Genomic DNA, 15,216 nt, shown 5'->3' on the forward strand with positions numbered 1-15,216 from the left:
AAACGCCTTTGCTAGATTAGAGTCGTTATTAAGATTCGTAAACTTGGCTCTTATCGTCCCATTGAGCTACCTCACGAATCTGCCTTTATCACTTCCTTTCGGAGTTGAGTTTTATGACGATCGCAATTGGACGAGCGCCAGCAGAACGGGGATGGTTTGACATCCTCGACGACTGGCTCAAGCGTGACAGATTTGTCTTTGTCGGCTGGTCAGGCATCCTGCTGTTTCCCTGCGCCTACCTTGCCCTCGGGGGCTGGCTGACCGGTACCACCTTTGTGACCTCTTGGTACACCCACGGCCTCGCCTCCAGCTACCTCGAAGGCTGCAACTTCCTCACCGTTGCCGTTTCCACCCCCGCCAACAGCATGGGGCACTCCCTCCTGCTCCTCTGGGGTCCCGAAGCCCAAGGGGACTTCACCCGCTGGTGCCAACTGGGCGGTCTGTGGACCTTTATCGCCCTCCACGGCGCCTTTGGCCTCATTGGCTTCATGCTGCGGCAATTTGAAATTGCTCGCTTGGTGGGCATCCGTCCCTACAACGCCATTGCCTTCAGTGCCCCCATTGCCGTTTTTGTCAGCGTCTTCTTGATGTATCCTTTGGGGCAATCCAGTTGGTTCTTTGCCCCCAGCTTTGGCGTGGCTGCCATCTTCCGCTTCCTGCTGTTCTTCCAAGGGTTTCACAACTGGACTTTGAACCCCTTCCACATGATGGGGGTGGCCGGTGTGCTCGGCGGTGCCCTGTTGTGTGCCATCCACGGTGCCACAGTGGAGAACACCCTCTTCCAAGATGGCGAAGGCGCCAGCACCTTCCGTGCCTTTAGCCCCACCCAATCGGAAGAGACCTACTCGATGGTGACGGCCAACCGGTTCTGGAGCCAAATTTTTGGCATTGCCTTCTCGAACAAGCGCTGGTTGCACTTTTTCATGTTGTTTGTGCCCGTGACGGGGCTGTGGATGAGTGCGATTGGCGTGGTGGGTCTGGCGTTGAACCTGCGGTCTTACGACTTTATTTCGCAGGAGATTCGGGCAGCGGAAGACCCTGAGTTTGAGACGTTCTACACGAAGAACCTGCTCTTGAACGAGGGCATTCGCGCTTGGATGGCGCCCCAAGACCAACCCCATGAAAACTTTGTCTTCCCAGAAGAGGTACTCCCCCGTGGTAACGCTCTGTAGAGCCTAATCGTATCCTCGTCTGAGTGTCCCTCTCCAATTGGGGAGGGATTTTTTATCTCAAGCAAATAGGGGAAGTTCGTTGAACGACTTGCCCTGCTGATCCTTGGCAGAAAGGAGGGGTTCGCTGTCGATCGGCCATTGAATGCCGACGGTTGGATCATTCCACAGCAGCGTATATTCATCCCCCGGATTGTAGTAGTCCGTTGTTTTGTAGAGCACTTGGGCAGTGGCTGATTGCACCCAGAAACCATGGGCAAAGCCAGGGGGAATCCACAGTTGCCGGAAGGTCTGCGCACTCAGCCAAGTCCCCACCCATTGGCCACAGGTGGGCGAAGAGCGCCGCAAATCGACTGCGACATCGAAAATTTCCCCCTCGATCACGCGAATGAGTTTGCCCTGGGGCTGTTGGTGCTGGTAGTGTAATCCCCGTAGCACGCCCTGTTGTGAGGCAGAGTGATTGTCTTGGACAAAGGTCACCTCTAAGCCTGTAGCGGCCATAAAAGCCCGCTGATTAAAGCTTTCTAGGAAAAAGCCCCGCTGATCGCGAAAGACACGGGGTTCCAAGAGCAGAACGTCAGCGATCGCTAGCGGTTGTACCTTAAGCATGACTGCCTCCAGTGACTTCTGCCCACACCTGCAAGAGATATTGACCGTAGCTACTTTTGCGCAGGGGTTGGGCGAGTTCATAAAGTTGCTCTGGGGTAATGTAGCCCTGATGCAGAGCAATTTCCTCTAAGCAGGCAATTTTCACCCCCTGCCGTTCCTCCAGTGTGCGAATAAAGCTGCTGGCCTGTTGCAGCAGATCATGGGTACCCGTATCCAGCCACGCATAGCCGCGTCCCAGCAATTCCACCCGCAGTTGTCCCTTTTCAAGGTAGAGGCGGTTGAGATCGGTGATTTCCAGTTCCCCCCGCGCCGATGGTTGAAGCTGGGCTGCCAGATCGCACACTTGATGGTCATAGAAATAGATGCCGGGCACCGCATAGTTGGACTTGGGCACCGCTGGCTTTTCCTCAATGCCGAGGACGCGACCGCTGGCATCAAACTCAATCACACCGTACTGCTGCGGATTGGCCACCCGATAGCCAAAAATCATTGCCCCTTCCGTCAATTGCGCCCCCTGTTGCAATTTTTGGGGTAAATCATGGCCGTAGAGTAGATTATCCCCAAGGGTGAGGCAGACGGGTTCTCCTTGTAAAAACTCCCGCCCTAGGATAAAAGCTTCCGCGAGACCATTGGGCTGAGGCTGCACACAATAGCTGAGGGACAAGCCCCACTGATGACCATCCCCTAGAAGCTTTTCAAAAAGATAGAGGTGCTCTGGGGTAGAAATAATGAGGATCTCCCGAATCCCCGCCAGCATCAGAATTGAGAGGGGATAGTAAATCATTGGCTTGTCATAAATGGGCATCAGTTGTTTACTGAGCACCTGTGTCAGGGGATAGAGGCGGGTTCCAGAGCCACCAGCCAAAATAATTCCTTTCATGGGCAATGACTAAGAACGCTGCCATAGTGGGTTGCCAGCCAAGCACTGTAGTCGGCGGTGCGCGCTGCTTCCACCCAGTCTTGATGGGCAAGATACCACTGCACGGTTTTTTCAAGGCCACTGCCAAACGTTTCTTGGGGCTGCCACCCCAGTTCCCGCTGAATTTTACAGGCGTCAATGGCGTAGCGGCGATCGTGACCGGGGCGATCGCTGACAAAGGTAATCAAGCTGCGGTAATTCAAATCAGCGCGAGGCACAAGGGTTTGCAGCAGATCGCAGAGGGTGTGCACGACCTCAAGGTTCGGCTTTTCGCAGTTGCCACCAATGTTGTAGGTTTCCCCCACCTGACCCTTTTGCCAAACGGTATAGACCGCACGGCAGTGATCTTCAACGTAGAGCCAATCCCGCACATTTTGACCATCGCCATATATCGGCAGCGGTTGCCCCGCTAGGGCTTGGCAGATCACCAGCGGAATCAGCTTTTCGGGAAACTGGTAGGGACCATAGTTGTTGGAGCAATTCGTTGTCAGGGTGGGCAGACCGTAGGTGTGGTGGTAAGCTCGCACCAAGTGATCCGAGGCAGCCTTTGAGGCGGCATAGGGGCTGTTGGGGGCATAGGGGCTGTCTTCGCGAAAGGGCGGATCCTCAGAGCCAAGGCTGCCATAGACTTCATCGGTGGAAATGTGAATGAAGCGGAACTGCTCCTGTGCTCCAGTGGGTAACTGTTGCCAGTAGGTTTTGACCTCTTCTAGGAGATTGGCGGTCCCCACGACATTGGTTTGGATAAAGTCCTGGGGGCTATTGATGGAGCGATCCACATGGCTTTCGGCGGCAAAGTGAATCACGGCATCGGGCTGAAAGGTTTGCAATAGCTCTTGGACAAGGGGGCGATCGCCCACATCCCCCTTGACAAATTGATAATTGGGCAATTGCTCGAGCATGGCCAAGGTGCCGGGGTGACAGGCATAGGTCACTTTATCGAGGTTGAGTACCGCCCCCCAGCCTTCCGTAAGGGCTAAGCGCACAAAGTTGGCGCCAATAAAACCACCCCCACCCGTTACCAAAAACTTGATCATGGACACTGACACCACCAGATTCTGGCTTGCATCATACCAAGACTAGACACCCGTTCAGAAAAAGACGTTTACTAGGAATGAACATTTGCTCAGGCGGACAATCATGGATGAATTTATGGCGGCGGCGGCGATCGCCGAGGCAGAACAAGGACTCAAAGAAGGCGGCATTCCCATTGGCTCGGTCTTGGTACGCAATGGTGAAATTATGGGTCGGGGTCATAACCAGCGGGTACAGCAGGGTAGCCCAATTCTCCACGCGGAAATTGACTGCCTGGCCAATGTGGGACGGATCGGCAGCTATGGAGATACAATTCTTTATTCAACCTTGATGCCGTGCTATCTGTGCGCGGGTGCTGTGGTGCAGTTTGGCATTAGAAAAGTGGTTGCGGGCGAATCCCAGACCTTTGCCGGCGCACGGGAATTTATGGAGTCCCATGGCGTAGAGGTGATTGACTTGAACTTGGAGCGATGCCAGCAGTTAATGCGGGACTTTATTACGCAGCATCCCCAGCTTTGGTTTGAGGACATTGGCGAACTCACCTCTGAAGGAGAGTAGCGAAATTTTAGGATACGGGAATACGCGGCAAGCGGTTCTTGAAGCCACAGAGAATTTCCCAAGTAATTGTGCCTAGGGTGTCCGCCCAAGTTTCTACGGTTAGGCAGTCCCCGCCATCTTCGCCAAGAAGGGTCACCACATCCCCCTCCTGAAGGCCATCAATGTCACTGACATCAATCATCAGTTGATCCATCGTAATAGCCCCCACTTGGCGCACCCGTTTTCCCTGAACCAAGACTTCGAGCTTGTTGGAAAGAAGGCGGGGCACCCCATCAGCGTAGCCAATGCCCACAACGGCAATTTTCATCGGCTTGGGGGCAATGAATTGGTGGCCATAGCTAATGCCCGTATGGGCGGGAATCTCCTTCAACAGGGTAATGCGCGATCGCACTTGCATCACTGGTCGCAGCGGCACCACCCCCCGTAAATGGGGCGCCGGATACACGCCGTAGAGACTCAAACCAACGCGCACCATGTCATAGTGACTACTGCGGTTGGCCAAGGTGGCTGCCGAATTCGCCATGTGACGGCGCACAGCCCCTAAACCTAGGGCCGAAATCTGTTCCCACACCTGTTCAAAATAGGCCTGCTGCTGCCACATCAAACTGGGATCGGTGTCATCGGCACTGGCAAAGTGAGAATAGATTCCTTGGATGCGCAGGTGGGGTAACCGCTGCACAAACTGCACAAATTCGACTGCATTCTGCCACGGACAGCCCAAGCGGGACATGCCTGTATCAATCATCAAATGGACATCAAGAGGTTCCCGCCGGTGATCAGCGTAGTCAGAGAAAATCAAGGCTTGCTTGGGTGTAGAGAGGGTGGGCTGAAGCTGCCACTCGGCCATCATCTGCACCTGCACGGGCAAATTGACGGATCCCAAGACCAAAATTGGCGCTGTAATCCCCGCCTGCCGTAGGGCAATCCCTTCGGGGATTGTTGCCACCCCTAGCCAAGTTGCACCGTGGGCTAAAACCGTCTGTGCCACCGTGAGGGCACCATGACCATAGGCATCTGCTTTCACCACGGCTAAAAGTTCCGTTGTTGGTGCCAGCCATTGGCGAAGATGTTGGGTATTCGCTGCCAAGGCCGCCAAATCAATTTCAATCCATGCGCGCTCACACTCCTGGGAACTGGTGAGCTGTTCCTGACTGAGCATTGTTTTTCCTATCCTCACACCATAACTTCCCCACAGGGGGTGACCAACCCTACAGCCACGGGTGCTCTGTGATTCAATGTATAGCACCCGATGTTCAGTCTTAGCGTCAATCATTCGCTTCTTAGCAAAACCTGCTAGAGTGGCACTACAGCCCTTTTCTATGACCTAGAGTCCATCAAGGAGATCTCGCGGTTTTGAGCGTGTCCCATCTCCGTAAAAAGGGCAGTAGATTGGCTGTGGTTGCCCTCTTGCTGAACGGGGCAATGTCATTTTTGTTGGTGTGAGGTCGAGGTTCGAGTGGACAACTGGCACAAGACATCCCTAGGGCTAAATCCTCTGGGAGCGATTGGCGTGTTTGACAGTGGGGTGGGCGGCTTAACGGTTTTACAGGCACTCCAACGCCTTTTACCCCAAGAATCGTTTCTCTACTTTGGGGATACAGCACGGTTGCCCTATGGAACTCGCCGCCGCAGTGAAATCCTGCAATATGTGCGGGAGATTTTGGCGTGGATGCATTCCCAAGGCGTCAAGATGGCGGTGATGGCCTGCAACACCAGTTCAGCCCTTGCCTTGGCACAGGTTCGCAGTGAGTTTCCCTTTCCGATCCTTGGCTTGATTGTCCCCGCTGCCAAGATGGCGGTCACGCTGGGAAAGCGCATTGGTGTCATTGCTACCCCCGCAACGGTTAAAAGCGGTGCCTATGCACGGGCACTTCAGGAACTCTCACCCACAGTGGCGATCGCTCAAGTGGCTTGCCCTGAGTTTGTCCCCCTTGTGGAAAGCAATTGCCTAGAGGGCGATCGCGTCCACCGCATTGTTTGTCAGACCCTAAACCCCCTAGTTCAATTTGACCCCGATACCCTCATTTATGGTTGCACCCATTACCCCCACCTGCGCCCTGTGATTGAGCAGTATTTGCCCGCAACGGTTCATCACCTTGATCCTGCCCATGCCGTTGCCCGTGCAACAGTGCGCAAACTAGAGGCCATGAATTTAGCGACTCCTTGCCCCCAAGGCCAAGTGCACTTTTATGTCAGTGGGATACCCGAACAATTTGCCCAGTTAGCCAGTCGATGGCTGGGATACTACCCAACGGTGGAGCATCTATCCTTGAGTGTCTTGACCCAATTCTATCCGCCATTAGAGATAACCGCCCCGCCACCAGAGGTCTCCGTGGTTGTTGCCAGCTAGGTGCCCTTGGGAATTTTGGCACAATAGAACTATGCCATCTGGCTGTGTTGTCTATTCACCACCCTTGGAGGATTCCCGTGAGTAGTACCAGTAATTTTCAAGAGGCGATTCGCGAGGCGCGTAGTAGCGCGATTGTAGGGCCTAATGTGATTCGCAATGCCCTGCCCTTTGTCGGTGGTGGCCTCGTCCTGACGGCGGTGGGTAGCTGGGGTGGCCTCGGCGTCATCAGCGCCGCACCTCAACTGTTCATGCCCACATTCATTGTTGCCATTATTGCTGAACTTGTCCTCTTTTTTGTGGCACAGGGAGCCGCTCGCAAAGGGAATAATGGGCTAGCCCTACCCCTGTTGGCCACCTACAGTTTGCTGTCGGGTTATACGCTCTCTGGATTGATTGCCCTTGCCCTCAGCACCGTAGGCATTATGGGGATCATCATTGCCGCTGGCGGCTGTGGCATCACGTTTATGGCCGCTAGTCCCATTGGTTCCAATCTGTCGGAACGCGATGGCTTTGCCCTTGCCAAAACGGTACAACTGGGGATTATTGCCCTGCTGGTGGTGCTCGTTCTCCAGTTAGTCTTCAGCTTCTTTGGTGTCTTTACACCCACGTTTCTGGAAATTGCGATTTCTGGCATTGGTGTCGTGCTCTTTGTGGGGGCTGCGGTGGTGGACTTCTTTGTGCTGCCCCGTACCTACCGCGATGATCAGTACCTCTCTGCTGCCCTTTCGATGTACCTGACCTACATCAACCTGTTTATCTTTATCCTGCGGTTACTGATTGCCCTCAATCGCAGTCGCTAAAACAGCAGATGACACTGGGCATGATCCCGGAGCAGATGGTCACAGAGAACAAGAGCTACCATTGCCTCGACCATCGGCACCGCTCGCGGTAACACACAGGGATCATGCCGCCCTTTTGCCGCTAGCATGGTTTCTTCACCCGCTTGGTTCACGGTTTTCTGGGCTTGACCAATGGTGGCGGTGGGCTTAAAAGCTACCCGCAAAATAATGTTTTCGCCATTGGAGATGCCCCCCTGAACCCCCCCAGAGCGATTGGTGCGGGTGCGAATTCTTCCCTGTTCATCGGTATAGAACTCGTCATTGTGCTCTTGACCCGTGAGCAGGGTACCGGCAAAGCCAGAACCAATTTCAAAGCCCTTACTGGCGGGCAGCGACATCACCCCCTTGGCAAGATCTGCTTCTAGTTTGTCAAAGACGGGGGAGCCTAGGCCGACAGGCACATTGCGAACCACGCACTCAATGACACCGCCAATGGAGTTGGCTTGCCGCCGCACCTCATCCACAAGGGCAATCATCTTTTCTGCGGTGGTGGCATCGGGACAGCGCATGATATTCGCCTCAACGGCAGCCGCTGCCACGGTATCAGGATCAACAACGGCTTCAATGTCCTTGACCCGCTTGACGTAGGCAATGATTTCGGTACCCGCGACTTGAGCCAGAATTTTGCGGGCGATCGCCCCCGCGGCCACACGCCCAATGGTTTCCCGTGCCGAGGCACGGCCCCCCCCTTGCCAGTTGCGAATCCCGTATTTGCCGTCATAGGTAGCATCTGCATGGGAGGGACGATAGACCTGTGCCATTTCGGCATAATCTTCGGGGCGAGTGTCCTTGTTGCGCACCAGAATCGCAATGGGCGTGCCGAGGGTTTTGCCCTCAAAGACCCCGGAGAGAATTTCACAGCGATCGCTCTCTTGGCGAGGGGTCGTGAGCCGACTTTGGCCGGGGCGGCGGCGATCCAGTTCCTTTTGAATATCCGCTTCTGACAGTTCCAATCGGGGAGGGCAGCCATCCACAACCACCCCCACACCGCCCCCATGGGATTCACCAAAGGTGGTGACGCGAAAGAGATGCCCAAACGTATTGCCCATAGTGATTTCTGAAACCTACGATCCGCTCACCCGAAAGGCCATGCCACAGCCACAGGTTTGACTGGCATTGGGATTGTGGAAGCGAAAAGCGCCCCCCATTAAGTCTTCGATGTAATCCACCCGCAACCCCCGCAACATCTCAGCCGCTTCCGCCGCGATCGCGATTGTCCAGCCTTGGGACTGGGTGAGCACATCCGTCGGCTCGGGTTCGGTCACAAGGGCAAGATCGTAGCGCCAGTCACCGCAGGCACTAGGTTGCACCTGAATCCGTAGAATCGCGGCCCGACCTCGACTGACGCCATGGGCTTGGAGACGTTCCAACTCTTGAATGGCTGCGGGGGTCAATTCCACCATCTTGCACCAAACTAGCGGGAACCATCAGTATATCGTGGTTTGAGGAGGTTGGTGAGAGCTGCCTTGGCGTTGGGGTAGTCAAATTGAAATCCCGTAGCCAGCGTCCGCTCCGGCAAGACCCGCTGCCCCTTGAGCACCACATCGGCACCTTCCCCCAGCAGCAATTGGAGAACTGGGGCAGGCACAGGCAACCAAGAGGGGCGCTGCATCACCTCTCCTAATACCCGGCAAAAGTCCGCCATCGTCAGTGGCTCTGGGGCGGTGGCATTGTAAACCCCCTGCATTCCCGCTTGATCCACTGCGGCCAGAATCAGGCGCACTAAGTCCTGCTGATGGATCCACGAAAACCACTGCTGACCCGACCCAAGGGGCCCCCCTAGATATAACTGAAAGGGCAATAGGAGCTTGGCCAGTGCCCCCTGCTCGCCGAGGACAATGCCAAAACGCAGAATTACGAACCGCACCCCTAAATCCGTTACCTCTTGGGCAGCCGCTTCCCAGTCCACACAGACCTTGGCCAGAAAATCATTTCCCGCTGCATGGGTTTCGACAAACGTTTCTGTATCGCTAGTGCCGTAGTAGCCAATGGCAGAGGTCGAGACCAATACCCGCGGGCGCTGTTGACATTGGGCGATCGCCCGCACCAACTGCTGTGTGCCGACAACCCGGCTATCGTAGATCTCCTGTTTGCGCTGCGCTGTCCAGCGACCATTGGCAAGGGGTTCTCCTGCCAAGTTAATTACTGCATCCGCCCCCTCAAGGGCAGCAAACCAGTCCCCAGCGGCTTTGGGGGTATAGCCCACCCATTCAACATGGGTCATGCCAGCGAATTGTTTGGCGGCTTTCGCCGGGGAGCGTACTAAGGCAACCACGTGATCGCCGCGATCGCTGAGGGCGCTGACGACCTGCTGCCCGACAAATCCAGTAGCACCGGTTACAACGACTCTCATAGATCCCTATCCATGGGTTGCGCTGGACGCTTTTGCCTCAAGGGCGGCCACCACGGGTTGCCACTCTGTACCGTAGCGTTCCCGCAGGGCGTGCCAAGCTGCCACTTGACCTGCGGCGTATTCACCGGGCTTACCCCACTGCAAAAAGGCACTGAGGACGGATTTCTCATTGGCATCGAGAAAGCGAATGGCGTAGGTAGGAAAGTTGCCCCGCTTGGCTTGCCCTTCCTCAAAGCGAATTTTGGCCACCTGATCCATATTCAAGTGAAACTCAAAGTCCTCCGTGTGCATATTGGCATAGCGCCCCTTGGGCAGTTCAGCATAGAAAACCTTGGTGAGGGGCGATCGCACCTCCAAAACGGCAGTTTCGTTTGTAACCACAAGGCGCAGTAGCCCCAATTGCTCACAATCCCTGAGAAATTGCTGAAAGGAGGGAGAAGTATCAGACATCGTTGGTGCATCAGCTATGAACGCTTCTTCCACTGTGACGCACAGAGGATGCTGATGCAAGACTGCCAAGTTGGTCTTTGTTATTTGGCCTTGGCCAAGTGCAGCACCACCCCCAAGCCTGCTCCCATGTCCTCCGGGGTCACCTTACCATCGTGGTTGGCATCGAGGGCATCAAACACTGCATCCGTTCCCAGCCACTCTTCGCGGGTAATAATGCCATCGCCATCGAGGTCATAGACATGGAAGAGTTCTTCTGCTGCATGGGTGAGGGTTTCCGCCCCTTCAAGGCGGGTCAGTCGCTGCGTCAAGAGATCCTCAAGGGTCTCCAGTGCCTTGGTGAAGCCCTTAATGCCCTCATCCAGTTTTTCACTGGCCATCTCATCAGCCGCGTGCATCTTGCGGAAGGTGGCTTCATCCATAGCGACTTTTTCAATGTCAAGGGTGGCAGCGATCGCCGGATCCAGTTTGCGTTTTAGCTCGCCACTGGTGTTTTGCAGCTCCTGTAGCAGTGCCGGTGAAATCGTCAGCAGATCACAACCCGCCAGTTCAATAATTTCGCCAATGTTGCGGAAGCTGGCGCCCATCACTTCCGTGGGGTAGCCGAATTTCTTGTAGTAGTTGTAGATTTTGGTGACGGAAATCACCCCTGGATCCTCAGGCCCCGGATACTCGGCACGACCTGTTTTTTTCTTGTACCAGTCAAGAATGCGCCCAACAAAGGGGGAAATCAATGTCACACCCGCCTCAGCGCAGGCGATCGCCTGATGGAAGCCAAACAGCAGGGTTAAATTGCAGTGAATGCCCTCTTTTTCGAGAATTTCGGCTGCACGAATGCCTTCCCAAGTCGAGGCAATTTTAATCAGCACGCGATCGCGCCCCACGCCTGCGGCTTCGTATTGGCCAATCAACTCCCGCGCCTTTTGCACTGTAGCTTCTGTATCGTAGGAGAGCCGCGCATCTACTTCCGTTGAGACCCGACCGGGGATAATTTGCAAAATTTTCAAGCCAAAGGCCACCGCCAAGCGATCCACAGCAAGGGAGACAATCTCACGGGGAGTAGCACCAGACCCCAAATCAGCTTTGGCTTTGCGCAGGGTTTCATCCACAATGGGCTGGTACTCCTTCATTTGGGCAGCAGCCGTAATCAACGAGGGATTGGTGGTGGCATCACGGGGGGTGAATTTTTCGATGGCGAGGATGTCTCCCGTATCGGCGACCACAACTGTCATTTGTCGCAACTGTTCCAGCAAGTTCATGGGACAAGTCTCCCAAACGTGTCCCTTTCATTATCGTTCGCCAGCCCAAGGGTCGGGGAAAGCGCCGTAACAAAGCGCAATATGTCACCCCTCGGCTCTCTAGGTGTCATCGATGAGCGACCAACCTTGCGCCTCAACCCGCGATCGCCAGTGCTGCCAGTGCCGCTCAAGTTCCTGCCCCATTTCGGGAGTATTGAGGTGATTGCGCCAAAGAATCAGGGCATCCTCTGGGGGGTTCTCGTAGTAGTGGGGACGCCGTCCGACCAGTTCAAAGCCAAAGCGCTGATAGAGTTGTTGGGCGGCTGCATTGCTGGCGCGTACTTCCAACGTTGCCCACTGGCGATCGCCCCCTTGATGCCCCAGTTGCAAGAGCCGACATAGGAGTAACCCTGCTAACCCCTGCCGCCGGTACTGCGGATGCACCATCAACAGCACTAGGTGCAATTCATCGGCAATCCCCCAGCTCACGCCACAGCCCCACACCCCATCAAGGGTGGCCACCACCAGCAGCGTATGTTGCGGATTCTCCAACTCACGGGCATAGCCTTGGTGCGACCAAAAGCCCCCCAGACACACCTGATCCAGTTGAACGATGCTATCTAAATCCTTAATCGTTGGGCGTCGTAATTCTAATTGCCCCATGGCCGTTGCCTGCAAGGGAGAGTGCTATCATGCAGAGGAAATGGTACCCTATAGCAGCGCTATGGCAGAAGAGACGCCCACCCAAGCCCCCAAAAAAGAAAAGCCCCCCGCCATTGAGGATAAACCCTTTGCTGAGTTTATTAATGAGGCTTTTTTGCCTGCTCTCCAGAACGCCCTCAGCGCCAAAGTGGGGGATGTGAGTCTGCGCCTAGAGGAGAATACCGTGATGGGTGAGTGGGGCAAGGGAATGTATCAGTTTCGCCTCTACTTCCTAGAGGGGGATATCCAAGGGCCGAAGGCTTTTGTCTGTAGCAGCGGTGGCATTGCCCCCAGCACCATTGAGCCATTTTTGGGGGATGAGCGTAAAGTAACGCTTGATCTACTGGTCTTTGGGGTGATGCAGCGCCTGAATGGCCAAAAGTGGTTGGGAGGCAATTAGCGAGAGTATGGCCACAGCAATTCAAGTGGGCGATCGCGCCCCTGATTTTGAACTCACGGCTGCCAATGGCCGCAAGGTGAAGCTCTCCGACTTTCGTGGCAAAAAGAACGTTGTCCTCTACTTTTACCCCGCCTCAGAAACCCCCGGCTGCACGATTCAAGCCTGTGCCTTTCGCGATGCCTACAGTGTTTTCCAAGAACTGGGCGCTGAAGTGATTGGCATTAGTGGCGACCCCGTGGAGCGGCAGCAGGGCTTCCAGAAAAATCACCAACTCCCCTTTCTCGTCCTCAGTGATCCCGGCAACAAGGTTCGCCAGCAGTATGGTGCCTCTTCGCTCTTTGGTCTCTTTCCGGGGCGGGTCACCTATGTCATTGATCAAGAGGGTGTGGTGCGCTACGTTTTTGACTCTATGCTCAACTTCAAAGCCCACGTAGATGAGGCGCTCAAGATTTTGCGGCAGTTGGCCAGTGCCACTGCCTAGAGCAAGCGATCGCAATCACACCCCAACGGTAAGCGAGTTCACTGCCAAGGCCGACTCCCTAGGGCTAGGGTAGAGCTATTCTTCTTAGGAGTTTGGCCATGCGTTCCTACCTTGCCCTTGTACCTGCGGTGCCCCTCTTTCTGTTGTCCCTTGGTTCTCTCAGCCTTGCTCAGGGAACGACGCCTGTGGTGAGCCAGCCTTCCAGTCTTGTGGCGCGACTGCGGGCGAATCTGCCGAACCGTGGTGTTCCCGGTAGTCGCTTTGGGGGGGCAACCCGTGGAGCCTGTGTTAGCGGCAGTGAACGTTTAACCGCCTTACTCCCTGATACCCACCTTGGCCAAACGGCTGTGGCGACACCAACCCTCTTTGTTTTTGTGCCCAAGAGCAAAGCCACGCAGGGGGAAGTGGTGATTGCTGATGCTGAGCATCGTCCCCTAGCAACAATGGTGGTGGATCTACCCGCTGAACCGGGGATTCTGGCACTGAAGCCCAATGTGCAACTCCAACCCGGCCAAGACTACCGCTGGACCTTTACCCTACTGTGTGGTGCTGATGCCGATGATCCCTCCGCCTTTATCTCTGTCAGTGGCGTGATTTCGCGGGTGCAGCCGGCCACGGATTTGGCAAAGCAACTTCAGGGCAAGAGTGGGGGCGATCGCCTTGGGGCAGCAGTTGATGCAGGCCTTTGGTACGAAACCTTGGCGATTTTGGCCGAGCTGCAAGGGAATGAAGCCACACGGAACCTAGCCCGCAGTGAATGGGTCGCCGTATTATCTGCCGTTGGTCTAGGGAGTATTGCCCAAGCGCCCCTAGTACAATAAAACTGAATGAGTTAGCGTGGTGGTTGCGGGAGTCTCTCACTCCTGAGGAAAGTCCGGGCTTCCGAAAGACCAAGCTTGCTGGGTAACGCCCAGTGCGGGTGACCGCGAGGATAGTGCCACAGAAATATACCGCCGATGGAGGGAAACCTCACAGGCAAGGGTGCAACGGTGCGGTAAGAGCGCACCAGCAACATCGAGAGGTGTTGGCTCGGTAAACCCCGGCTGGAAGCAAGGTGTGCTAGCGCTAAGGAACTAGGGTTGGTCTTTTCCCCAGTTCTTTGCTAGCCAGAGCCGCTAGAGGCACTTGGTAACAAGTGTCCCAGATAGATAACCACCCTTTGAACAGAACCCGGCTTACGTCTAACTCATTCATTAGACCCTTTTGCAAATCCCTTGTGAGGATGTGTCCTTGAGTCTTTGCCCCCCTTGTCTGGATCTTCTATGGTGAAGCTGGGTTATCTTGGCCCAGTGGGCACCTACAGTGAAGAAGCCGCTCAAAGCTACGCCCAATGGCAACAGGGAGAACCCCTGACGCTGATTCCTTTGACGACGATCGCTGGCTGTTTGGAGGCGTTGGCCGCCGGCGAGTTGGATTTGGCGCTAGTCCCCAGTGAAAATTCCGTTGAGGGCAGTGTCAACATTACCCTTGATTCACTATGGCGACTGGATACGCTGCACATTCAGTACGCCTTTATCCGCCCCATTGTCCATGCCTTCATTGCCCAAACCACAGATTTCGCCCAAATTCAAGCGGTCTATTCCCATCCCCAAGCTCTCGGGCAGTGCCAGCGCTGGTTACAAGCCCATCTTTCCCATGCTCGCCAATGTCCGGTGACCTCCACCGCCGAAGGGCTGCAATACGTGGCTCAATCCGATCGGGTGGCGGCGATCGCCTCCGTACGAGCCGCCCAACTCCATCAACTACCCATTGTCGCCACCGAAATTCAGGATATTCCCGACAATTGCACGCGGTTTTGGGTGGTGAGTCGCCAACAGGGGGACGGCTGGCCCCAGCCGGGGGATACCCACACTTCCATTGCCTTTAGCCTGAAGGCCAATGCCCCCGGTGCCCTGCTCAAGGTGCTGCAACTCTTTAGCGATCGCCAGATTAACCTCAGCCGCATTGAATCGCGCCCCAGCAAACGTGCTTTGGGGGATTATCTCTTCTTTGTTGACTTAGAGGTGAATGGTCGCCCTGATGTGGTGGCTGATTGTCTGCTGGCGCTTAAGGACGCTACAGATGTGTTGAAGGTCTTTGGTAGTTATCAATTTCTAGACCTCGGAGAATAGATTGG

18 protein-coding genes and 1 other RNA gene are annotated in these 15,216 nt (G+C 55.2%); 9 read left to right on the forward strand and 10 right to left on the reverse strand.

Annotated features, from left to right (window positions below; genetic code table 11):
• Positions 1–113 precede the first annotated feature (113 nt).
• Positions 114–1,172, forward strand: coding sequence for a photosystem II D2 protein (photosystem q(a) protein) (gene psbD, locus RHH81_RS07810; RefSeq protein WP_206199695.1), 1,059 nt, complete (start codon positions 114–116; stop codon positions 1,170–1,172).
• Positions 1,173–1,229: 57 nt separating this feature from the next.
• On the opposite strand, the gene rfbC is transcribed toward psbD, so the two are convergent.
• From rfbC to rfbB, 3 genes are read right to left on the reverse strand one after another with little or no spacing between them, the layout of a single operon-like run.
• Positions 1,230–1,778 (reverse strand): dTDP-4-dehydrorhamnose 3,5-epimerase, encoded by a 549-nt coding sequence (gene rfbC, locus RHH81_RS07815; protein WP_206199696.1) that lies wholly within the window; start codon positions 1,776–1,778, stop codon positions 1,230–1,232.
• Positions 1,771–2,658 carry a glucose-1-phosphate thymidylyltransferase RfbA gene (rfbA, locus tag RHH81_RS07820; protein WP_206199697.1) on the reverse strand — a complete coding sequence of 296 codons (888 nt, stop codon included), beginning with the start codon at positions 2,656–2,658 and terminating at the stop codon, positions 1,771–1,773. Before rfbA ends, rfbC begins: the two co-directional genes overlap by 8 nt.
• Positions 2,655–3,734 carry a dTDP-glucose 4,6-dehydratase gene (gene rfbB, locus RHH81_RS07825; RefSeq protein WP_310742861.1) on the reverse strand — a complete coding sequence of 360 codons (1,080 nt, stop codon included), beginning with the start codon at positions 3,732–3,734 and terminating at the stop codon, positions 2,655–2,657. The genes rfbA and rfbB overlap by 4 nt, the downstream gene beginning before the upstream one ends.
• 103 nt (positions 3,735–3,837) lie before the next feature.
• On the opposite strand from rfbB, the gene RHH81_RS07830 reads away from it, so the two are divergent.
• A complete protein-coding gene (locus RHH81_RS07830) occupies positions 3,838–4,290 on the forward strand; it encodes a nucleoside deaminase (protein ID WP_310742862.1) in 453 nt (150 codons plus the stop codon).
• A 7-nt stretch (positions 4,291–4,297) separates the two neighbouring features.
• Here the strand turns inward: RHH81_RS07830 and alr are convergent, their stop codons facing one another.
• Positions 4,298–5,449, reverse strand: coding sequence for an alanine racemase (alr, locus tag RHH81_RS07835; RefSeq protein ID WP_206199700.1), 1,152 nt, complete (start codon positions 5,447–5,449; stop codon positions 4,298–4,300).
• A gap of 297 nt (positions 5,450–5,746) precedes the next feature.
• Between alr and murI the strand changes: the two genes are divergently transcribed.
• Positions 5,747–6,640, forward strand: coding sequence for a glutamate racemase (gene murI / locus RHH81_RS07840; protein WP_310742863.1), 894 nt, complete (start codon positions 5,747–5,749; stop codon positions 6,638–6,640).
• Positions 6,641–6,717: 77 nt separating this feature from the next.
• Positions 6,718–7,440, forward strand: coding sequence for a Bax inhibitor-1 family protein (locus RHH81_RS07845; RefSeq protein WP_206199702.1), 723 nt, complete (start codon positions 6,718–6,720; stop codon positions 7,438–7,440).
• Here RHH81_RS07845 and aroC read toward each other — a convergent pair.
• The 6 genes from aroC to rimI all read right to left on the reverse strand — a co-directional run bounded on the left by aroC (position 7,437) and on the right by rimI (position 12,180).
• Positions 7,437–8,528, reverse strand: a complete 1,092-nt coding sequence (gene aroC / locus RHH81_RS07850) for a chorismate synthase (RefSeq protein ID WP_302677994.1) — start codon at positions 8,526–8,528, stop codon at positions 7,437–7,439. The genes RHH81_RS07845 and aroC overlap by 4 nt on opposite strands.
• A 15-nt stretch (positions 8,529–8,543) precedes the next feature.
• The gene (locus RHH81_RS07855; protein ID WP_302676218.1) at positions 8,544–8,882 is read right to left on the reverse strand and encodes an iron-sulfur cluster assembly accessory protein; all 339 of its coding nucleotides are present in this window, start codon (positions 8,880–8,882) and stop codon (positions 8,544–8,546) included.
• A gap of 11 nt (positions 8,883–8,893) precedes the next feature.
• Positions 8,894–9,832 carry a TIGR01777 family oxidoreductase gene (locus RHH81_RS07860; RefSeq protein WP_310742864.1) on the reverse strand — a complete coding sequence of 313 codons (939 nt, stop codon included), beginning with the start codon at positions 9,830–9,832 and terminating at the stop codon, positions 8,894–8,896.
• Between the two features lie 6 nt (positions 9,833–9,838).
• Positions 9,839–10,282 (reverse strand): ChuX/HutX family heme-like substrate-binding protein, encoded by a 444-nt coding sequence (locus tag RHH81_RS07865; RefSeq protein ID WP_206199706.1) that lies wholly within the window; start codon positions 10,280–10,282, stop codon positions 9,839–9,841.
• An 80-nt stretch (positions 10,283–10,362) separates the two neighbouring features.
• Positions 10,363–11,538: a transaldolase gene (locus RHH81_RS07870; protein WP_206199707.1), complete on the reverse strand. Its 1,176-nt coding sequence runs from the start codon at positions 11,536–11,538 to the stop codon at positions 10,363–10,365.
• Positions 11,539–11,637: 99 nt separating this feature from the next.
• Positions 11,638–12,180 carry a ribosomal protein S18-alanine N-acetyltransferase gene (rimI, locus tag RHH81_RS07875; protein ID WP_310742865.1) on the reverse strand — a complete coding sequence of 181 codons (543 nt, stop codon included), beginning with the start codon at positions 12,178–12,180 and terminating at the stop codon, positions 11,638–11,640.
• 61 nt (positions 12,181–12,241) lie between these two features.
• Between rimI and RHH81_RS07880 the strand changes: the two genes are divergently transcribed.
• The 5 genes from RHH81_RS07880 (at position 12,242) to pheA (ending at position 15,211) form a co-directional block, all read left to right on the forward strand.
• Positions 12,242–12,619 carry a DUF2996 domain-containing protein gene (locus RHH81_RS07880; RefSeq protein ID WP_310445776.1) on the forward strand — a complete coding sequence of 126 codons (378 nt, stop codon included), beginning with the start codon at positions 12,242–12,244 and terminating at the stop codon, positions 12,617–12,619.
• Positions 12,591–13,100, forward strand: a complete 510-nt coding sequence (locus RHH81_RS07885) for a peroxiredoxin (RefSeq protein WP_310742866.1) — start codon at positions 12,591–12,593, stop codon at positions 13,098–13,100. The genes RHH81_RS07880 and RHH81_RS07885 overlap by 29 nt, the downstream gene beginning before the upstream one ends.
• Positions 13,101–13,198: 98 nt before the next feature.
• The gene (locus RHH81_RS07890; RefSeq protein ID WP_206199709.1) at positions 13,199–13,921 is read left to right on the forward strand and encodes a DUF928 domain-containing protein; all 723 of its coding nucleotides are present in this window, start codon (positions 13,199–13,201) and stop codon (positions 13,919–13,921) included.
• Positions 13,922–13,928: 7 nt separating this feature from the next.
• An RNA gene (gene rnpB, locus RHH81_RS07895) (RNase P RNA component class A) lies at positions 13,929–14,293 on the forward strand.
• Positions 14,294–14,362: 69 nt separating this feature from the next.
• A complete protein-coding gene (pheA, locus tag RHH81_RS07900; protein WP_206199710.1) occupies positions 14,363–15,211 on the forward strand; it encodes a prephenate dehydratase in 849 nt (282 codons plus the stop codon).
• Positions 15,212–15,216 lie beyond the last annotated feature (5 nt).

The organism is Thermosynechococcus sp. PKX95 (assembly GCF_031583295.1).
In the GTDB taxonomy this organism is placed as follows: domain Bacteria; phylum Cyanobacteriota; class Cyanobacteriia; order Thermosynechococcales; family Thermosynechococcaceae; genus Thermosynechococcus.